Source organism: Mucilaginibacter pedocola, from assembly GCF_002013915.1.
GTDB lineage: Bacteria > Bacteroidota > Bacteroidia > Sphingobacteriales > Sphingobacteriaceae > Mucilaginibacter > Mucilaginibacter pedocola.
In genome coordinates this window covers 51,573-71,382 of record NZ_MBTF01000013.1, presented here as the reverse complement: position 1 = coordinate 71,382, position 19,810 = coordinate 51,573, and the positions used below count along the sequence as shown (strand labels likewise).

The 19,810-nt window shown below is 45.9% G+C and carries 16 protein-coding genes; 4 read left to right on the top strand and 12 right to left on the bottom strand.

Going from position 1 to position 19,810, the window contains the following annotated elements:
* Positions 1-16 precede the first annotated feature (16 nt).
* Positions 17-1,003 (bottom strand): LuxE/PaaK family acyltransferase, encoded by a 987-nt coding sequence (locus BC343_RS15420; protein WP_078348704.1) that lies wholly within the window; start codon positions 1,001-1,003, stop codon positions 17-19.
* A gap of 172 nt (positions 1,004-1,175) precedes the next feature.
* Here BC343_RS15420 and BC343_RS15415 point away from each other — a divergent pair, with 172 nt between their 5' ends.
* Positions 1,176-1,856: a lipid-binding SYLF domain-containing protein gene (locus BC343_RS15415; RefSeq protein ID WP_078348703.1), complete on the top strand. Its 681-nt coding sequence runs from the start codon at positions 1,176-1,178 to the stop codon at positions 1,854-1,856.
* Positions 1,857-2,231: 375 nt separating this feature from the next.
* On the opposite strand, the gene BC343_RS15410 is transcribed toward BC343_RS15415, so the two are convergent.
* The 4 genes from BC343_RS15410 to BC343_RS15395 form a co-directional block, all read right to left on the bottom strand.
* The gene (locus BC343_RS15410; RefSeq protein WP_078348702.1) at positions 2,232-2,576 is read right to left on the bottom strand and encodes a hypothetical protein; all 345 of its coding nucleotides are present in this window, start codon (positions 2,574-2,576) and stop codon (positions 2,232-2,234) included.
* A gap of 4 nt (positions 2,577-2,580) precedes the next feature.
* On the bottom strand, positions 2,581-5,013 hold the full coding sequence (locus BC343_RS15405) for a penicillin acylase family protein (RefSeq protein WP_078348701.1): 2,433 nt from the start codon (positions 5,011-5,013) through the stop codon (positions 2,581-2,583).
* 169 nt (positions 5,014-5,182) lie between these two features.
* Positions 5,183-5,773: a thermonuclease family protein gene (locus BC343_RS15400; protein ID WP_078348700.1), complete on the bottom strand. Its 591-nt coding sequence runs from the start codon at positions 5,771-5,773 to the stop codon at positions 5,183-5,185.
* 276 nt (positions 5,774-6,049) lie between these two features.
* Complete coding sequence (locus tag BC343_RS15395; protein ID WP_078348699.1) at positions 6,050-6,403, bottom strand: VOC family protein; 354 nt, start codon at positions 6,401-6,403, stop codon at positions 6,050-6,052.
* A 101-nt stretch (positions 6,404-6,504) separates the two neighbouring features.
* On the opposite strand from BC343_RS15395, the gene BC343_RS15390 reads away from it, so the two are divergent.
* On the top strand, positions 6,505-6,753 hold the full coding sequence (locus tag BC343_RS15390) for a (2Fe-2S) ferredoxin domain-containing protein (RefSeq protein ID WP_078348698.1): 249 nt from the start codon (positions 6,505-6,507) through the stop codon (positions 6,751-6,753).
* A gap of 207 nt (positions 6,754-6,960) precedes the next feature.
* On the opposite strand, the gene BC343_RS15385 is transcribed toward BC343_RS15390, so the two are convergent.
* Entirely contained in the window at positions 6,961-7,491 is a 531-nt protein-coding gene (locus BC343_RS15385; RefSeq protein WP_078348697.1) for a ferritin, read from the bottom strand.
* A gap of 126 nt (positions 7,492-7,617) precedes the next feature.
* Complete coding sequence (locus BC343_RS15380; protein ID WP_078348696.1) at positions 7,618-7,986, bottom strand: hypothetical protein; 369 nt, start codon at positions 7,984-7,986, stop codon at positions 7,618-7,620.
* 99 nt (positions 7,987-8,085) lie between these two features.
* Here BC343_RS15380 and pgmB point away from each other — a divergent pair, with 99 nt between their 5' ends.
* On the top strand, positions 8,086-8,739 hold the full coding sequence (gene pgmB / locus BC343_RS15375) for a beta-phosphoglucomutase (RefSeq protein ID WP_078348695.1): 654 nt from the start codon (positions 8,086-8,088) through the stop codon (positions 8,737-8,739).
* A gap of 17 nt (positions 8,740-8,756) precedes the next feature.
* Positions 8,757-9,485, top strand: a complete 729-nt coding sequence (gene bla / locus BC343_RS15370) for a subclass B1 metallo-beta-lactamase (RefSeq protein WP_162276879.1) — start codon at positions 8,757-8,759, stop codon at positions 9,483-9,485.
* Between the two features lie 181 nt (positions 9,486-9,666).
* Here the strand turns inward: bla and BC343_RS15365 are convergent, their stop codons facing one another.
* The 5 genes from BC343_RS15365 to BC343_RS15345 form a co-directional block, all read right to left on the bottom strand.
* Positions 9,667-10,035 (bottom strand): hypothetical protein, encoded by a 369-nt coding sequence (locus tag BC343_RS15365; protein WP_143822207.1) that lies wholly within the window; start codon positions 10,033-10,035, stop codon positions 9,667-9,669.
* A 75-nt stretch (positions 10,036-10,110) separates the two neighbouring features.
* Positions 10,111-12,522: an ABC transporter permease gene (locus tag BC343_RS15360; protein ID WP_078348692.1), complete on the bottom strand. Its 2,412-nt coding sequence runs from the start codon at positions 12,520-12,522 to the stop codon at positions 10,111-10,113.
* A gap of 160 nt (positions 12,523-12,682) precedes the next feature.
* Positions 12,683-14,002 (bottom strand): vanadium-dependent haloperoxidase, encoded by a 1,320-nt coding sequence (locus BC343_RS15355; protein ID WP_078348723.1) that lies wholly within the window; start codon positions 14,000-14,002, stop codon positions 12,683-12,685.
* Between the two features lie 226 nt (positions 14,003-14,228).
* On the bottom strand, positions 14,229-16,019 hold the full coding sequence (locus BC343_RS15350) for a RagB/SusD family nutrient uptake outer membrane protein (protein WP_078348691.1): 1,791 nt from the start codon (positions 16,017-16,019) through the stop codon (positions 14,229-14,231).
* Positions 16,020-16,030: 11 nt separating this feature from the next.
* Positions 16,031-19,285, bottom strand: coding sequence for a SusC/RagA family TonB-linked outer membrane protein (locus BC343_RS15345; protein WP_078348690.1), 3,255 nt, complete (start codon positions 19,283-19,285; stop codon positions 16,031-16,033).
* Between the last annotated feature and the right edge of the window lie 525 nt (positions 19,286-19,810).

The following is a 19,810-nucleotide window of genomic DNA, read 5'->3' as shown; positions in this document are numbered from 1 at the left end:
CAGCCTTATTGACAGATTAAGCTATCAATAAGTTACAGCCGCGGATGTCAGAATTATCAAATCGGCCTAAAATTTCAAAGCTGCCATCTGCATACACCTTACCCAGATCCTGTGTGGCGATGAACGAGCAGGAGTTGATGTTAGCCAGGTCGATAATGTTTATGCCGCCGGTTTTATCGGTACTTAAAAGGCTTAGTGGGTCGTTGGTGTCGCGGGTGATGATTTGCATCCAGGGCGGGCAGTTGAATATGCCCTCTCCTTTTGAATAGGCCTGCGAGAGCAGCTCTGTCATCCCATATTCGGAATGAATGGCATCAACACCAAAGCCTGCACAAAGGGTGGCGTGTAATTCCTCGCGTATCATTTCTTTACGGCGGCCCTTCATGCCACCCGTTTCCATTACGATTAGTTCAGGAAAATTGATTTGATAACTCTCCACAAAGTCGAGCAAAGCAAAGGTTACACCTATCAGCAAAGTGGGCTTACCGTTAGCTTTTTGCTTTTGCAGGATATTAAAGAGCTCCTGATGGTTATACAGAAAGAAACCGCTATCCGCATTTGCCGACTCGGTTATCATATCCTGCGCCATATAAATGAGTGAAGAGCCCTCACGCTCCAGGTAGGCGGGCAGTAAGGCCAGCACAGTATAATTCTTTATATCGCCATAGAACAACTCGAATGCCTTACCGAAGCTTTGGGTATACCAGCTTACATCGGTAACGGTATGGCTGCTGGTTATCATGCCCGTAGTGCCCGAACTGGTAAACACTACCTCGGCTTCGGCATCACCGGTCACCACTTTATGCGCTTTGAAGAACTCTACCGGCATAAAGGGTATCTGTGCTACTTCAAAAACTAAACCGGCATCAACCTTCAGCCCTTCTAAGAAAGTTTTGTAAACGGCACATTCGCTTGCCTGGTGCCTGAATACCTGTAAAGCTGCTGCTTCAAATTCTGCTTTGCTTTTTATGCTGAATATGTTTTCTTTGCCCGGCCGTATCATAGATGTGCAGATTTCAGATGTGCAAATGTGCAGATTTTTATCAAACTGCTCATTTCACATATACAGATTTGACACACGCCGGTTAATTTGGCTGCCGGCAGATGTAACAAATACGGCTTTTAGGAGTTAATTACAAAAACAACAATTATACATTTACTCAGAAACCCCAACCATGAAATTCGTTAAATTTTTAAGGTTACCGCTTTTACTAAGCGCATTTTTTATACTGGCATCGGCCACTACCATCTCTACCGAAAAAGGCCTCGAAAAAGTACACCAGGCCACTAACGTGCTGAAAGATTTTAGCAAGATGAAAGAAAGCATCCCGAGCGAATTGCTTAAAGAGTACGAAGGTATTGTGATCATCCCGAAACTGATAAACGCGGGCTTTGGCATTGGCGGTAAACGCGGCCAGGGCTTAGGTATGGTTAAATTGGCTAACGGCAAATGGAGCGACCCTGTTTTTATAACCATGACAGGTGGCAGCTTTGGCCTGCAAATAGGCGTACAATCTGTAGATATGGTATTGATATTTAAAAACAAGGGCGTGTTGACCAAGGTAAAGAATGGCGATTTCACCATCGGTGGCGATATATCTGCGGCAGCAGGCCCCGTTGGCCGCAGCTCTACTGCCAGTACCGACCATAAACTGGAAGCCGAAATTTACTCTTACTCGCGCAGCAAAGGTTTGTTTGCGGGCATCAGCGTAAACGGCTCTAACCTGGCCATCAACAAAACCCTCAATGCCGATTTCTATGGCGAAGGCGTAAGCTCGGCACAAATATTCGAGCGTGCAACCAGCACCGAACCTGCCATTGCAGAATTGAAAGAAGCGTTAAACTCGTTTGAATAAGCAACGATAATCAAAAAAGGAAACGCCCGGGTGAGAGCTTTGGGCGTTTTTTATTTGTAGCTATTAAAAGTGTTGATTATTAATTTTACCACAGAGTGCACAGAGCTAAAAACGCAAAGGCCACAAAGAGTTTTGCAAACCGGCGATAGAGAATATTAGGCGGCATTATTTCACGCAAAGACGCGAAGGCGCAAAGTTTTCTTATGTGGCTTCAAATGAAAGATATTGCAACAGCTAAATAGTTTACGGCGTCACCAAGCTTATTTCTCTTTGCGTCTTAGCGTCTTTGCGTGCCAAACTAACCACGCGACAAGCTCTGTGCCTCTCTGCGTAAAACTCTGCGCACTCTGTGGTTAAAAAAATAGCATCAACATCTCACTTCCCCTCCTTCTCAAACACCTTCTTCACCAACAATCCCGACATGGCAGACATCCCGCCTACCAAACCGCCAATTAAAACCGTAACCAACAATATCAAAGTCCAATGCGGTAGTTGAAACAAATGCGCAACACGTGTTGCCAGTATATGTTCGTTAGGAAAACTTTTGAGCAGGGCCAATGCCAGCCAGGCCAAACCCAAACCCGCAAAGCCCGACCAAAATGCCTGCCTGCTTGTGGTGCCTAACAGCAATGCTGCGCCAAATGCAAATATGCAAGCCGCCCACCAGGGCAATATGTAACCGCTAATGAACGAGAGTAAAAGTATCAATGCTAATAACATAGGTTTATTTACTTAGGGTTAAGGTGGTTTTAATTCGGGCAGATTTCTCGCTTGGCGATTGTAGATACAACAATTGGTTCAACTTGCCGTCCTTCCAGGTTTGCAGCATATCATCGTAATAAAAGCTGCCGGGGTTGCCGCTTTGCCCGCCGGGCAATATGCCATAACCCTGCACTTTGGGGCCAAGCTGCACCACCATACGCCACGATGGGCCGTGCCCGTCTATCAAAGCATTCACTGTTGAACCTGCACCACCCGTGGCAAAATTACCCGAACCAAAGCCGGGGATATTGGCCACATGGCTCACTTCAAAAGGCTTCACTTTACCCCATTGCCAATTGCCGGGTTTGCCATGTTCTTTAATCAGATTGGTTACCGTGGCGTTAAAGGTTTGGCTCAATACGTCGGCAGCGCTTTCTTTCATCGGCGTTTTTTTATCATCGAACCAAACCGAGTTAGGCTCTTTCAGCAGCAATTCCTCTGTCCTGTCCATCGAGGGGAACTGCATGGGCATCTTTTTATCGGCAAAGCTATCCCGCCAGGTGGCCTCGTAAAAGTTGCTCCACCAGTTGGCAAAAATGGATGCCCCTTCCGAATCAGCGGCTAAAAACTTATCCCATTTTTTGAGGATGTTTAGCGCCGTTTTCTGTGTTTCATCCAGTTTGCTGGCGTCCAGGTATTGCAGCATGGTTGGCAAGATATCTTGTGCGCGGATGCTGTAGGTATCAGTTTGCAATATGCGCATACTATCCGCTGTGGCCTTCTGCATAGCGCCGAGGCGGTCGTTTATGCGTTTGCCGCGCTCGTAAGGCGCAAACTGCCAGTTAATGTAATACGGGTATGTTGGGTCGGTAGAGCTTTGATTAGCCGAGCTTACAAAACCACGCGGCGGGTTCTTAACCGTAGGGTTTTGCTCGTTAGGGATAAAGCCGTGCCAATCGTTAGCGGGGTCGCTGCCATCCATGATGAATTTGCCCTGGTTTTTATATTTCAGTGGCAGCTTACCGTTTGGCGTAATAGCGATATCATTATCGGCCGAGGCAAATACAAAGTTTTGCGCCGGTGCGCTGAAGTATTTAAGCGCTTCTCGGTAATCGGTATAGTTGCTGCCGCGGTTGAGCAGGTAAAAGGTTTTAAACTCGTTGCTTTCGTCGTGTGCTATCCAGCGTAAGGCATTGCCCACGGGGATATTATCGCGTTTGCCGGCCTGTTTGGCATTATCATAAACCACGGGGCCAAAGCGGGTGTAACTTACCGTGTCAATAACATCAGGCTGGCCTTTTACTGCTATCTTTTCTACACGGTAGGTTACTTTGTTCCATTGGTTGTTATACCAATACTCCTTGCGGGTATCGTCCTTAAACTTTACCTGGTACCAATCTAAAATATCGGCATCTACATTGGTTACGCCCCAGCTTATTTTTTGGTTATAGCCGATAACAATGCAGGGTGCACCGGGTAACGATACGCCGTAAACATTTACGCCGGGGGCGGATAGTTGCATTTCGTACCATATCGATGGAAAGGTAAGGTTTAAATGCGGGTCGTTCGCTAAAATGGGGTAGCCCGAAGCGGTTTTGCTGCCGCTAATGGCCCAGTTATTACTGCCGATACCTTCTACCCTATCTTTCAGCTTGATACCCGCCATGGTTTGCGCCTTAAAGGCGGCAGGCGGTGCCGGGATAGGCAGCGGTTTAAAATCCCATTTGGTGCCAACAGGGATGATTGGGCTCTCGTGCATAGGGTAATCGGGAAACAATTCGTTCGTCACCTTCGCACCGAAACGATTGAGCACATTGGTCATGGCCAGTTCGTTGGTGCCGCCAGCCAGGGTTTCCGACATCAATTTCAGCAGGAAGGCGCTGTTGATGGGTTTCCATTCCTCGGGCGCATAATCAAGCAGTTTGTATTCGATGGGATAATTGCGTTTGCTCAGTCCATGGATGTAAGCGTTAACGCCATCTGTGTAGGCGTTTATCACTACACGCATGATAGGGTCTTTCATCATGGCCTTTAGCGTATTTTCGGCACCATAAACCATGCCCATGCGGCGGTGGTAACGGTCAACCTCCAAGGCCTTCTCGCCTACTACTTCTGATAGCCTGCCCGATGCGCTGCGGGTTTGTATGTCCATTTGCCAGAGACGGTCCTGCGCGGTGATGTAACCTTGTGCATAGTACAAGTCGTGGTCGTTTTCGGCGAAGATGTGCGGGATTCGGTTCTCGTCGAACTGCACGGTTACTTTGCCCCGCAAGCCTTTTAACTTCAACTCTTTAGCGGCGTCAACATTTTTGCTTTCGGCATTTTGCCAGAATCCCGTAGCCGGGTTAAGGAATTTGCCCAGCGGTGGTATTTGTAATATGGAAACTGGCGTTTGCAATCTCCATATTAAAGCGGCGGTAAAGGCTACAGATAAGATGGCTTTGAAAATTTTCATCGGCGGCAGGAATGGTGTAGCAAGATAGGGAAATGCGGGCGAAAACCCAACCCAAACGTCATGTTGAACTCGTTTCAACACCCCATCATACAAGCCACTATGCATTTCCACTTAGCATGCGGGCTACCTGCCGTGTGGGGTGCTGAAATAATCAGCATGACGGAAGTTTTTACACCCCTACCTCATCCCCATACTTCTCCTTTTTGCGGCGATAATGCCTCTTAGGCTTCTTGGCTTTCGACGGTTTGGCAGCCTTATTTTGTGTGCGCTGGGTTTTGGCTTCTTTGCGGAAATCCCAGGGCGGTGTTGGGTTGGCGTCCTGCCATAATCCTAAACGGTTTTGGCGAGCCTTTAATTCCAGTTCGGCAAGCTCCATGCTTTTTGAATAGGCGCGGTATTGCCATGCGTAGCCATTTTTTACCAAAGCATAGTTCACGTTGGTACCATCGGCCAGCTCTATCTGCCCAACGGTGCGGCCATAGCGGTCTTGCTGGGTGCCTATGAGTTTTACTTTTTTGTTAAAGCACAAGTCGGAGGTATATTGCTTTGCCGCCTGCCCGAATGCCTGGCTCTTTTCGGGGCAATCTACCTCGGCAAGGCGTACAGTGGTTTGTATATTATCGGGCGAAAGCAGCACCATAGTATCGCCATCTTTTACGCCTACTACGCGGTAAATGTATTCGGAATTGGTATCTTTTTTATCGTTATTACAGGCGAGGGCGAGGAATAATAGGGAAAGGAAAAGGTATCGTTTGAGCATGGGCTAAAATAATGAATAGGTATTTTTTTACCGCAAAGTGCGCAAAGAAAAAACGCAAAGAAGCACAGAGCCTATATTGTGGTTATAATTCTCACGCAAAGACGCTAAGACGCAAAGTTTTTTGCTTGATGACTTAGAAACAAACGCTCTAATAAGTTATGTTTTTTTCTTTGCGTCTTTGCGTGAAATAATACTAAAGCCGCAAATCCTCTGCGTTCTTTGCGCTAATGAACAAGCAAATCCTTTGTGTCCTTTGTGGTTAAATAGCCCGCTAACCTATCGGCCATGCAAACTCAACACATTCCCATCCGGATCTACTACCGATGCAAAGCGGCCCCATGGGGTTTTATCGGCTGGTTTTACCACAATGCCGCGGGTGGCCATTTCTTCAATATCCTTATCCAGGTCATCGCATTTTATGACCAGGCCGCGTACACTGCCGGCCGGCATTTGCGGGAACCAGTTCACCAACGTAATGGAAGTTTCGGAACCGGGGATGCCCAGTTGTATCCAGTTGGCGCCGCCTTCGTAGGGTGCTTCAACAATTAGTTTAAAGCCCATTTTTAAATAAAACTCTTTGGCTGCCTGCTGGTTGGTTACGGGGATAGAGATGATCTCGAAGCCTTTCATATTACTGTTAATTTACTTTGCGAGTATAATACCCTAAAAGTATAAATAAAAAATAAACACGTTATTTGCATGTTAATTTAATATGATCAAAGGAGGTTGAGATGGGCAAGTTTACCGTACCCGATAAGGTTTTATTTATATGCACCGGCAGCAAATGCGCCAAGCGCGGCGGGAAGGATATGTACAAACTTGCCCATAAATTTGCTAAACACGCCAAAGACGATATCGAAGTATTCCGGATAGAATGTACCGACCGCTGCGACTACGCTCCCGTTTGCACCATATCCCCGGGCAACACCTGGCTGAAAGAATATTCGCCTAAAGAGGTATTGAAGTTGCTTGAAGACTAAAACCTTTGCCGGTTCAAGCGTCCACGCTTGAACACTAACTTTTGTAAGCGTCCACGCTTACTTTCTAAACTTAAAACGGGAGCGTGGACGCTCCAAAACATATACAGTCAAGCGTGGACGCTTGACTGGGCGACTGGGCGGATACCAATAAAAAAACCCTCTCCAATCCGGAAAGGGCTTTAACAATATTATGGTGCAAGCTAAAGCTTATGCTTCGCTGTCGTATTTTATGCCGCCAACGTGCTTGTCTATCTGCCATCTGCCGGTGCCTTCTTCGCCGATTACTTCGAACAGTTCCAACGCACGGCGTGCTTTGTACTCTTCTTCGCGCTGTTCTTTCAAGAACCAGTTCAGGAATTCGTTGGTAACAAAATCCTGCTCTTTTAAGCAACGTGCGTATATATTTTTGATAGATTGGGTTACGCTGATCTCCTGATCCAAAGCTTCTTCGAACACTTCGCGGAAAGAGTTGTACTCTTGCTTAATGCCGGTTACTTCCGGAGAGATGGCGTTACCGCCCATATCTAAAATATATTTGTAGAACTTTAATTGGTGCATTCTTTCTTCTTCAGCTTGTTTAAAGAAGTATTCAGAAGAAAAATCGTAGCCGTTACGGTTACACCATGAAGCCATAGCTAAATATACTGATGAAGAGTAAGCCTCTTTTTTTACCTGCTGATTTAAAAGCGCCTCTACTTCGGCAGAGATCAGGCTTTTGATACGGATTAGATCTTTCATGTTTGTTATTATTTTAGAGCTAATAAAAAGGTGCAACAAGTGTGCCGATTTATTTCGCTATACAAACATACCGCTATAAATAAGCTGTAAAGAAAATATTAACAATACGGAATAAGTCTAAATTATTTAGTATGGCAGGCGGTACAAGGTATCCTGTATAATGTGGTTCAACTCGAACATCACGAAGGTCCCTTCCAGTATTTCTTTAAGGGCGATGATCTGCAACAGGCTTAGCACATAGGTATGGTCGCAAGCGCAGATAAAGATGATCTCGACATCGGGAGATTTGCCGCTGTTCAGCAGGCGGTCTTCAATGTCAACATGGTAAACTGCTTTTTTGAGTTTCAGCAGGCAACGGTAATCAAACTTAGCAACCTTCCCTGCAAAATCTACATACCAGCAACGCTCTTCATCGCTCTGATAGATAGCGCCTTTTGCGGTACTGAACACGTTGGTCCAGGTAGAAAGCTCTTTTGTTTGTGTAGTAGTTACCATTATTTACAATACAAATGTGAGGTTTATTTATAATTAATCCAAATACTGTTGATAATTATTTATAACGATTATTAACAAGCAGGTAACTAACTTAGCACCATGAGTAAAATAAAAGCCTGCATATTCGATTTGGATGGTGTATTGGTTGATACCGCCGTCTATCATTATAAAGCCTGGAAACGCCTCGCCAACGAGATGGGCTTCGACTTTACCGAGCACCAAAACGAACAACTTAAAGGCGTTAGCCGCATGGCTTCGCTGGAGCTGGTGTTGGGCTGGGGTAACATCACCGGCAAAACCGAAGAAGAAAAAGAGGAACTGGCTACCCGCAAAAACAACTGGTATGTAGAAATGATAAACCAGATGACACCCGACGAGATACTTAACGGCGCGCAGGAATTTGTACAAAGCTGCCGCAATGCGGGATTAAAAACGGCCATTGGCTCAGCAAGTAAAAATACGCCGCTTATTTTGGCAAAACTGCAACTGGCGACGTTGTTTGATGCGGTGGTTGATGGCAACAGCGTAAGCAAAGCCAAACCCGACCCGGAAGTTTTTCTAAAAGGTGCCGAGGACTTAGGCGTAGCGCCTGCCGACTGCGTGGTATTTGAAGATGCGGTAGCAGGGGTGCAAGCCGCCAAAAACGGAGGCATGAAAGCCGTAGGCATAGGCTCACCCGAATTATTGAACCAAGCAGATGTGGTGGTAAGCGGACTGGATAAGATCACCGTGGCCGAATTGGAAAATTTGTAATGTTGGACGATTTGAAAATGAGACGAATTGCATTGTTCAGCATTTGCTTAATGCTGTTAGCTGGTGCAGCTTTCGCCCAGCAGAAACCATTGCCCCCTATCTCTATTACCCCGCTGGTTAAAAACTATTACGTGGTTACTTCGCACGGATACCCTGATAAGGATAGCGACCCATACCCTTCTAATAGCCTGATGGCGGTTACCGATGCCGGCGTTATTTTAATAGACACGCCCTGGGGCGAAGGGCAAACACAACAACTGATAGATAGCGTAGCCAAAAACTTCGGCAAAAAGATAGTGCTTTGTATAGCCACGCATTTTCATGATGATAAGGTGATAGGTTTCGATGTATTGAAGAAAGCCGGCACCAAAACCTACGCCAGTACCCTAACATACAAACTCGCCAAAAAAGAAAAGAATAAACTGCCCGAATTTACTTTCGCGCGCGATACCTCGTTTACGGTTGGAGGTATAACGCTCAAAACCTATTACCCCGGCGAAGGCCACACTAAGGATAATATTGTAGTGTGGTTCCCTAACGATTTGGTGCTTGTTGGCGGATGCCTTGTAAAAAGCCTCGATACCGATAGCGAGGGTTTTGTTGGCGATGCCAACATAAAAAACTGGCCGTTAGCTATCGAGAACGTGATCAAATACTACGGGCACGCCAAATACATTATCCCCGGCCACCTGGGCTGGCAAGGCGGCGTAGAACAGTTGAGCCATACCATGGATGTGGTGAAGTAAATTCGTATGCCATTTAAAAACTATGTCATTGCGAGCGATAGCGAAGCAACCTCGTAGTTACGCATAGCGGCAATGCATAACTACGAGATTGCCACGTCGCCCCACCACATAGCCTCACGCCGCTCCTCGCAATGACATAGTGGCAAAAAAAGGCATCAGCGAAATCTCAAAATCATTATCATCAACGGTTAAGCTTCGCCTGTGCTTTGCTTATCTCCTGCACTGCCTCGGCTAAAAATTGTTTACCATCGGCATCAAGTGTGGTGCTGCCGTGCCCGCCATCGTAAACATAAACCACTTTGCCTTTACCATCATTTTCGGCAGCAATGGTTTTACCCATGCGCTCGAATTTCACATAACCGCCATCGGATATAAAATCTATCCCGGTATGGTCTTTACTAAACACCACTTGCCCCGAATATTCTATCCGCTTGGTGTTCCCGTTATCGTTAGTGCTGATAATAGTGGTGTTACGATGTTTGCAGGCACTTATCAGCACCATAAACACCAGCCCCGCCAAGGCTAATTGCAATGTTTTATTCTTATTCATATTCACCTTTTTTAAATTATGAACAAATATAAACATTACATGGTATTATGCAATACAAAGTACTATATAAATCAACTATTCGCTTCTAAGGCTCTTCACCGGGTTCACCAAAGCGGCTTTTACGAGCTGGAAACTTACCGTTGCCAATGCAATGCAAACTGCCAATGCGCCTGCAGCAGCAAATATTTGCCACTGTATGGTTATCTTAAAGGTGTAATCCTGCAGCCATTTATTCATAAAATACCAGGTAAGCGGCGAGGCTATGGCAAAGCCGATAACAATAAGCGCAACAAACTCCTTGCTGAACAGGTAAACGATCCCACTAACCGATGCACCCAGCACCTTGCGGATGCCCACCTCTTTAATGCGCTGCACCGCCATAAACGATGCCAAGCCATACAGCCCTAAACAGCTCAGCAAAATGGCAACCGCAGCAAAGCATTGGTATATCTGCGACAGCTGGTTTTCCTGCTTGTAAAAATTAGCCAGCTGCTCGTCCACAAACTGGTATTCAAATACAAATTCGGGGTATACCTCGTTCCATATTTTCTCTACAGCAGGCAAAGAAGCACCTACACTCGGGCCAGCCAATTGTATACTGGCCAGCGAATATTGGTTTTTGTTTGATGATAGCAAAAGCGGCGCATAATCAACCTTGAACGAGCGGTTATGATAATTCTTCAGCACTCCTACTATCCTGCCCTTAATCTTATCATTAAACGCTATCTGTTTGTTTAGGGCATCTTCGGGTTTACTAATTCCCAGTTTGGCAACGAGGGCTTCGTTAACTAAAAACTCGCGGATGGTATCTGATGGGGCCAGGTTACGCCCCGCGGCAAATTTGAGTTGATACAGGGGCGCATAGTTTTCGTCCACCATCTTTATGATCGAATAAAAATCTACTCGCTTGGGCGAGTTCTCGAATATAAAACTGGTCCAGTCCTCATCATCATCCGCAGGCCTGCTGCTGTTAAGGCTGGTTTGCTCTACACCTTTTATAGCGGCAAGGCGTTGCTTCAGATAGTCCAGTTTACTAATGCCTGCACTATCGCCGGGGAAAGGCACATTCACAATAGCATCCTTGGCAAAGCCCATACTTTGGTGTGTAAAGTAATCCATCTGCCTCACAATAATAATGGTGCAGATGATAAGTGCCTGCGCTATAATGAACTGAAACACCACCAGCGCATGCCTCAACGATACACCCTTCGGCGACTTGAATGCCAACCGGCTCTTCAGCGCAGTAATAGGGTTAAAACCCGAAAGCACCAACGAGGGGTAAAACCCGGCAACAAGAGCCACCCCTATTATGAGCGCGACAAGGAATACCGCTACCTGCCATTGCAGCAGCATCCCCGCGGTCAATGGTAACTCCATAATTTTGCCTACCATAGGTATGGCCAGCAAACTAAGCCCTATGGCAAGCAGCACCGCCATCAGCACAATTACCATTGTCTCGGCCAAAAATTGCATTTGCAGCTGCCCCCGATTGCCTCCCAACACTTTACGTATACCCACTTCTTTGGCGCGGTTAACGCTTTGCGCGGTGGCAAGGTTTACAAAGTTCACACAAGCTATAACCAAAATAAACAAGGCAATCATCCACAACATCCGAATCATATCGGCACTAATATTCTTATCCGAAAAATCGCCGGCTTTGGTATCGTAATGTATAGCGCTTAAGGCCTGGGCCACTTCGCTATCGTTATTGCCGGGTTCGTGGTTCTTTTTCAGCATTTCGCGGGCGCGGGCGGTAAGGTATTCGCCCGTCATGCCCGGCGGCACCAGCACATAGCAACCAAAGCTACCCATAGTGCCGTTCCAGTCGTGCTCTTTCACCATACGTTCGGTCCAGCCGGTACCGAGCGACATAACCACCTGCAGATCCAAATCGGTATTAACGGGTGCATCTTCTATAATGCCAGCAACCTGCAGGGTGGTTTGGTTATTCCATTTTATAGCCCGCCCTATGGCTTTATGCCAGTCGCCAAAGTAACGTTCGGCAGTGGCCCGGCTCAGCAAAACCACGTTAGGGTCTTTCAATGCCGAAGGGCTGCCTTGCAGCATCGGGATATCAAATATGCGGAACAAGGCGGGTGTTGTGGCAAATACGCCTTTAGCCTCTTTAAACTTCTTTACCACCTGCCCTTCGGCATTCAATACCTGCATTTGCTGTTGCCGGGCATTGTAAAGCGGGGCCACCTCCTCTACATCGGGTACGTATTGCTTCAAAAATTGCGGCACCGCCCACGATACGCCTTTGCCATAAAATATCTCTTTCGAATCGGCGTGATGATATTCAGTCAGCAGGCGGTATATCCTGTCTTTCTTGCTATGATAATCGTCGAAACTGGTGTGGAACTGTATCAGCACAAAAATTACCAGGCATACGGCGATACCGGCGCCCAGCCCCAGGATGTTGATAAGCGTGTACGAGCGTTGGCGGTATACATTGCGCCATGCCGTTTTGAAAAGGTTTTTGATCATAACAGGTGTGAGTTAATAGGTTCGATATCAATGAATCAAACCCAATGCCACCTGCAAAAACTGTGTTGGCGCTATAAAAAAGGCATTTCTATTCAGAAAGGTGTACGATATCGGACACCACTACGTACACTTTCGTACATCGCAATTAATCATACCTGCCTTACTTTTGCAGTTTCAGTTTATTCCAAATGTACTCGCCAATTTCTTTACCCTGGGCTGCGCCCGCGTTTACACTGTTGCGGTAATGTATACCGCCATAAAAACGACTTATCGAGGTTTCGTCAGATGCTTGCATGAACGATTTAAAGTGCCGTTGCATGCCTATGTAGCGCAGGTCGCTGGTATCGTCGTACTCAAAGTTATCGCCAAACAAATGGGTAAGCATAACCGCCGACGCTGCGCTGATGTCGCTATGCCCGCTCGGGTATTCGGGGAAGGGCGGGGTTTGCAACATGGGCAGCCATTTTTGGTCTATCTTATCGTTTATTACCGTTACAGGGCGTATGTATTTGGTATCGTACTTTACCTGCCAGCCGGCAATAAAGGCATCAAACAAAGCGATAGATGTTAACGCATAAGCCTGGGCTGTTTTCACAGCATCGGCATTTGTTTTTTTGCAGGCAATGGCGGTTATACCTATCCAATGGCCACCCGGCGTTATCTTTTTGTTTACAAACATCATGTGCCCGTTGTGCTGTATCACAAATGGGTTATCGTCCCAAAAGCGGGCTATTTTTATCTGCTCATCGGTTAGGTTTTTGCTTTGCTCGTAAACTTCTACGTTTTGCCTGAAATATTCGCTGGTGCGGTCTTCGCTAAAGGGCGGCGGCGGCGGCAGTTTAAACTGGGTTGATGTATCTATGGCGAATGTGTGCATGGTACCCCAGCAAAATTCCACCCCATCGAGGTAGTCGGGAGCTGTTGGGCGCCATTTGCCATTTTCCTGGCTGCCCAAAAAGCGGGGCTTGCCGCGAGTTTGCGGGTAATTATCTTTTGCGGCACGGACCAGCATAACCTTGCCAATGCTATCGCCAAAAGCCATAGAGCGCGAAAAGGTAGCCGTATCCAAATTATCCTGGTACATGGCAAACACCTTATCTTCATATTTCTTCAGGGTATCTATCGAGAAAGTAACCTTATGCGCCACCGTGAAAAAGGCTTTGGTAGCTGCCAATGTAAAGTTATACAGCTTCCCTTTTTCGGGCTCGGGCATTGCTTTAAACCCTCTGAGCTGTGCTGTTATAGAAGCGTATTTTGGATCCGCATGGCGCATGGCCTCGTAGGCAGCAAGCGATGTGTAGCCATAGATACGGCTGGCTACCGGTGGGGTAAAAACATCATATATAATTACCTGCGTTAAATGGTCAAGGTTCTCGTGTAGCACGTCGGCATCTTTCATCATAGGTATTTTGGGCTTTTTAACGCAGCCCGCAACGGCAAAACAAAATGCTACAGCAAGTAATACTTTAAGAGATTTCATATTAAAGGCTAATATAGGTTTATTGACGAGCCACTCTGCCGGTTTATAGCAGTACCGGGCGTATCGGCCATCAATATTAAAACATTTACCCGAGTGCAACAAGCGCGCTCGCCCGTACTTAACATTTGTATTACTGAAATTCCATTTTTTTATACCCATTGGTCCCAAACAAAAAAAGGGGCGAGACTTTCGCCTCCCCCCTCTTTATGCTTCAAAACACTACTGATTAATTGTAGCCTTGGTTTTGTTTAAGTTTAGATGTAGTACCATCGCTCATGATATCTCTTTGAGGCTGAGGTATCGGGAAGTACTCGTTTTTGTTCGGAGTCCAGCTCGAGCCTTTGATGTCGGTAATAAAACCGCCATCGAAAGTATAGTAAGCAGCTAATGCCTGCTGCGCTATACCCCAACGTGAGATATCAAAGAACCTTTGACCTTCCATACCCATCTCAATTTTACGCTCGAAGTAGATTGCTTTTAAAGCGCCGTCTTTACCCAAAACTGTAAAAGTGCCTGCCGGCCAGGTTGCCACTACGTAGTTTGCAGCTTTAGTAGTTGTGTAACCACCCATTGGGTCGGAGTTGCTTTTGTAGGTGTACACGAAACCTGCAGGGTTTGCAGCCCTTGCACGCACGCGGTTAACCAAAGTTTGAGCAGCATCTAACTGGCCTAATTGCGCTTTAGTTTCAGCAGCTAACAATAACACATCAGCAAAGCGGATAATATTGATCTGGTTAGCAGTACCCGGAGCCCAAGAGTGCTGATCTGAGTAAGTACCTTGAGTAGCCTGGAAGTAAGTATTCTTTTTAGGAGAATAAGGGCCGGCGTAGCTTTGCTCACGAATCCAGTCTTTACCCGGATGTAAACCCCAGTCAAGGAACGGAATACCGCGGCGGCCAACTGTCCAGTCTAAACGTGGGTCAACGTTGCCTGCATCAGGTGTAAAGCTGTTGCCAGATGATACACCATCAACACCCTGGTCGGTTTTTAACGGATGCGAGTTGTAATCGTTTACATAAGGTAAGCCTAATGCATCTGTACGGAAAGAGTTAGCCAGGTCCATTGATGGCTGGAAGAAACCGCAGCAACGGAAAGGGCTGTTGTAAGGGAAGTTAAGCATATCGCCGTTGTTAGCCTCGCTGATGGTGTTTGTACCATCGTTAGCAGCCTGTTGTACAGCAAACACAGTCTCCTTGTTGTTTTTGGTAGCAGCGTTAAAGTTGTCTTCGTAGTTATCAGTTAAACCGTAAGCTACGCCACCAGAGTTTGTACCCGATGCAATAATTGTAGTGAACAATGCATCAGCATCAGTCCATTTCTTTTGGTAAACATATGATTTTGCCAGGTATGCAGCGGCAGCCCATTTGTTTACACGGCCAATTTGGCCTTGTTGGCCCGGCAGGTTATCGTATGCAAATTTAAAATCAGCCTCAATTTTTGGCCAAATGTCCTGATCGTTAGCTACAATAAAGTCTGTAGTGTTCTCATCAATGTAAGGTACATTGTTGAACATCTTTTTCAACTCGAAGTAGTAGTGCCCGCGCAGGAAGTGTGCCTGGCCGCCCAGGTTCTTTTTATCGGCATCAGAAATACCTGATACGGTATTTAAACCGCTAAGTACGCTGTTGCAACGAGTGATACCTTCGTATACTGCTTTCCATTTGGTGTTTAAGAAACCGTTGCTGGCATCAACTGTCCATTGCGCAATGGCGTTGATAGATTGCTGGTCGGTACCGTCAGAGCCTTTGTGCGCATCGCCACCGGCAACGCTACCATACACCCAGTTACTACCGGCAGATTCCCATGCAGAACCGCCACCTAATGCACCGCCGTCGCCGCCGCCACCGTCAAGGGCAGAGTAAGCGCCTATCAGAAGCCCGTCAAGGCCCGATGAAGTAAATACCTGTGCACCACTTAATTTACCTAATGCTGGTTGTTCAAGATACTTCTTGCACGAAGCCACCAGGATACCAGTTGCTGTTAAAGCGCAAACTGATAAAAGTTTTATATTTTTCATGTTGTTTGAAATTAGAATTTAACTTGTACGCCTAATAATAATGTACGAACAGGAGCATAGCTACCACGATCGACACCAAAATCCACACTATTTCTCTGGCCACCATTATCACCGGAACCAGTTATCTCCGGGTCAACACCCGAGTAGCCGGTTATAGTAAGCAGGTTAGCACCTGATACGTATACTCTCAGCTTGCTCATACCAACAGCTTTTAAAGCGTTAGCATTGAAAGTGTAACCTAATTGTACAGTACGTAAACGAAGGAACGAACCATTCTCTACATAGTAAGAGTTTGGTGTAGTACCGCTGGCGAATGAACCGTTAAGCTCTTGTATAGGTGCTTTAGCGTTCATGTGGTCAGGGGTCCACGAATCGTATAAGGCAGTGCGGCTTTTTGCACCGGCAAAGTTTGAGTAGAAATCGGTCCACCATTTAACGTCGTTCCATATTTTAGCACCAACAGATGCATACATGAACATGCTCAGGTCGAACCTTTTGTAGCTGAAATCTAAGTTTAAGCCTGTTGTGAAATCAGGGTTAGGGCTACCAAGGTTTGTACGGTCATCAGCAGTAATTTTGCCATCGCCGTTCATATCCTTGTATTTAAAGCGGCCCAAAGCCATACCATCCTGGTAAGTACCACCTGCTGCAGTGTTAGCTGCGGTCATTTCTGCCTGGCTATCCCAGAAACCATCTGTTTGGTAACCGTAGAAAGAACTAACCGGGCCACCTACCGCGCTGCGGGTGATGTAGGTACCGCTGAAACGGCCACCCTGGCCTGTAAGTTGTTTGTTACCCAAAGTAATTTTCTTCACCTCGTTTTTGTAGCTGGTGAAAGTAAGGGTAGCATTCATTTTCAGTTCGCTGCCCAGGTTTTGGTGAGTGGTAACTGCGATATCGAAACCACTGTTATCCATAGCTGCAACGTTTACGGCCGGAGATTGAGCGGTACCCGCTGTACCTGCCAATGGAGGAGCAACTAACAGGTCGGTAATTTTCTTAACGTAGTAGTCGGCGCTGATCTCTAATTTAGAGTTGAACAAAGTCGCGTCGAAACCAACGTTTAAGTTTTTATCTTTTTCCCATTTAGCATCAGGGTTACCGATGTAGTTTTTAGAGAAACCGGGAACTGTACCTGTGCTGCTACCGGTAAGGTCATAGTAAGAGTTGTTTCTTGATTGGCCATAGGTAGTGAAAGCGTTGGCAGGGTCTACGTTGATTTGGTTACCCATAACACCGTAGCTACCGCGGATTTTCAAGTCGTTAACCCAACCGATAGATTTAACAAAGCTCTCTTCAGATAAACGGTAACCTAAGCTGGCCGCAGGGAACCAACCGAAAGTATTGTTCAGGAACCTTGAAGAACCATCGCGACGGATAGTTGCGCTTAACAATACTCGGTTGTTGTAGGTATAATCTAAACGGCCGATCAGCGAGAATAATTTATCTCTGTTAGAGTTGCTGTAGGCAGTTGGCGTACCGGTACCGGTAGAAAGGTTTACGTAGTTAGGGTCGAAGGTATAATAACCGCTGTTGGTACCGCCAATGTTACGGCCATAGTTGTTATACTGCTCAGAACCTGCCAGGAAGGTAACATCGTGTTTACCAAATACCTGGTGGTAACGCGCGGTGTTGGTCCAGGTGTAGTTATAACCGGTATAGTTACCTTCGCCATAAGTGTTGGTAACACCGTTCTCAGAGTTTTCGTACTCAGGGAAGTTAAAATAGTTAAAATAACCTGCGTAGTACTCACCACCAAATTGGGTACGTAAAGTAATGTGTTTAAAGAAATCCGCCTCAGCATAAATGTTACCAAATAACCTGTTGCTGCTACCACGGTTGTTCATGGTACGTTCCTGTATCGCTACCGGGTTACGTGCGTTACCTAAGTTAGCTGTGTTAGAACCTGCATAGTTACCCATAATATCGCGTACCGGAATAATGCGTTGTTCGCGGAATGACATACCGATAGCCGAACCTTCATCATTCTGGTTAGCTTGCGGGTTGTCGGTTATAGAGTAAGCTACGTTTTCTCCAACCCTAAAGTTTTTGGTAACGTTAAAATTTGTGTTAGCCCTTAGGGTGTAACGCTTGTTGTAAGTGTTGATCAACACACCCTGTTGGTTAAAGTAGTTTAACGAGAACAGGTAACTTGCCTGATCGTTGCTACCATTTAAGTTTAAGTTGTGGCTTTGGATAGGCGCAGCGTTAAAAATTTGGTGATACCAGTCGGTACCGGCTTTATTAGCCCTTGTAATACGGTAAAAACCAGATGCATCGCCTGTAGTGTACAGTGGGTTAACATTGTATTTTGAAGGGTCAACAGCAGGGTCGCCGTCTTTAATACCGGCAGGGCCGTTACCGCCTGCGCTGATGTAATCAGGCAAAACATCGCCGTTAGGGCCATACAAGTTGCTGCTGTAGTTTGGCGCAGTACCGGCAGCAGTGCTGTTTTTAATAGCAAGGCGGCGCAGAGCCATCATTTCGGTAGGGTCTAACAAATCATACACGTTTCCACCTTTAGGGTTTTGGGTACCATAATAAGCATCATAGCTAATGTTGGTTTTACCGTTACCGCGTTTGGTAGTTACAATGATTACACCGTTTGATGCACGCGCACCATAGATAGATGCCGAACCCGCATCTTTCAGTACTTGCATCGAAGCAATGTCGTTAGGGTTTAAGTCGTTAACGTTGGTAGTTGGTACACCATCTACAACGTATAATGGCTGGTTGTTACCAAAGGTGTTGGCACCACGAATTTTTACCTGTGGTGTTTGGCCCGGAGCACCCGAGTTAACCACGGTAACACCCGAAGCCTGGCCTTGTAACTGGTTTTCGATAGAAGCTGTAGGCGTCCTGTTCAGGGCGGCAACATCTACTACGGCTACCGCACCCACAAGGTCTTTCTTCTTTTGCGATGCGTAACCTGTTACTACTACTTCATTCAGGGAGTTGTTACTGGCTTGCAGCGTAATGCCAATGTTTTCGCTGCTTACGGTAACTTCCTGGGTGGTATACCCAAGGTAAGAGATAACCAGAACGTCGCCGTTTTTCACACTGAGTGAGAATTGCCCGTTAACGTCTGTTTGTGTACCGGTAGTTGTGCCTTTCACTCGCACGGTGGCGCCAACTACGGGCAGCTTATCATCGCTGCCTATAACACGGCCGGTGTGTTTTGTTTGAGCTGTAACTACCAATGAAGAAACCATGCAGCATAATAGCAAGCAGAGTACTCTTCCTTTGAGGAGTAAACTTTTAAACATGAGATTGAGATTTAGTTGATTAATATATTTGATTTAAGATCTTATTCCATACTACGTTCGATGGTAATAATTGCCGTGAGTAGTGGCATAGGCAAACTTGTACAAAGTTCCTTTCGACAAAGGGGTGAGATGCCCTTTGCACACGAAGTATTCAAAAAGAAGTGTTTGTAAAAGTTTAACCATATAGCGGTACCTACCCTGCTAAAGTTTTTAATTTATGTTTTTTACTAACCGATTTGCCCCTTGTGGAACGCTTCAATTTAAGCCCCTGAAAAATTGTTGCTTTTCCGTTGCAGGAAAAGTTTATAATGGTAATGCTCTAATATAAATAGAGTGTATAGGTTACACAAGCCAATTTCATAGAATTATGAATTATTTATTTTTTTAAGAAGGTTTCTTAAATAATTTCAAATTTTTAAAAACTATTTTAAGTACTTTTTTAATTATAACCACTGTTTTATAAAAACTTAACAATGTAAAAAATGTGTTATAAAGCAATTTTCATATCAAAACATGCCATTTTAG

Bases quoted from the DNA above. Each gene is read 5' to 3' on its own strand.
- BC343_RS15420 (WP_078348704.1), bottom strand. From the start codon at position 1,003: ATGATACGGCCGGGCAAAGAAAACATATTCAGCATAAAAAGCAAAGCA.
- BC343_RS15415 (WP_078348703.1), top strand. From the start codon at position 1,176: ATGAAATTCGTTAAATTTTTAAGGTTACCGCTTTTACTAAGCGCATTT.
- BC343_RS15410 (WP_078348702.1), bottom strand. From the start codon at position 2,576: ATGTTATTAGCATTGATACTTTTACTCTCGTTCATTAGCGGTTACATA.
- BC343_RS15405 (WP_078348701.1), bottom strand. From the start codon at position 5,013: ATGAAAATTTTCAAAGCCATCTTATCTGTAGCCTTTACCGCCGCTTTA.
- BC343_RS15400 (WP_078348700.1), bottom strand. From the start codon at position 5,773: ATGCTCAAACGATACCTTTTCCTTTCCCTATTATTCCTCGCCCTCGCC.
- BC343_RS15395 (WP_078348699.1), bottom strand. From the start codon at position 6,403: ATGAAAGGCTTCGAGATCATCTCTATCCCCGTAACCAACCAGCAGGCA.
- BC343_RS15390 (WP_078348698.1), top strand. From the start codon at position 6,505: ATGGGCAAGTTTACCGTACCCGATAAGGTTTTATTTATATGCACCGGC.
- BC343_RS15385 (WP_078348697.1), bottom strand. From the start codon at position 7,491: ATGAAAGATCTAATCCGTATCAAAAGCCTGATCTCTGCCGAAGTAGAG.
- BC343_RS15380 (WP_078348696.1), bottom strand. From the start codon at position 7,986: ATGGTAACTACTACACAAACAAAAGAGCTTTCTACCTGGACCAACGTG.
- pgmB (WP_078348695.1), top strand. From the start codon at position 8,086: ATGAGTAAAATAAAAGCCTGCATATTCGATTTGGATGGTGTATTGGTT.
- bla (WP_162276879.1), top strand. From the start codon at position 8,757: ATGAGACGAATTGCATTGTTCAGCATTTGCTTAATGCTGTTAGCTGGT.
- BC343_RS15365 (WP_143822207.1), bottom strand. From the start codon at position 10,035: ATGAATAAGAATAAAACATTGCAATTAGCCTTGGCGGGGCTGGTGTTT.
- BC343_RS15360 (WP_078348692.1), bottom strand. From the start codon at position 12,522: ATGATCAAAAACCTTTTCAAAACGGCATGGCGCAATGTATACCGCCAA.
- BC343_RS15355 (WP_078348723.1), bottom strand. From the start codon at position 14,002: ATGAAATCTCTTAAAGTATTACTTGCTGTAGCATTTTGTTTTGCCGTT.
- BC343_RS15350 (WP_078348691.1), bottom strand. From the start codon at position 16,019: ATGAAAAATATAAAACTTTTATCAGTTTGCGCTTTAACAGCAACTGGT.
- BC343_RS15345 (WP_078348690.1), bottom strand. From the start codon at position 19,285: ATGTTTAAAAGTTTACTCCTCAAAGGAAGAGTACTCTGCTTGCTATTA.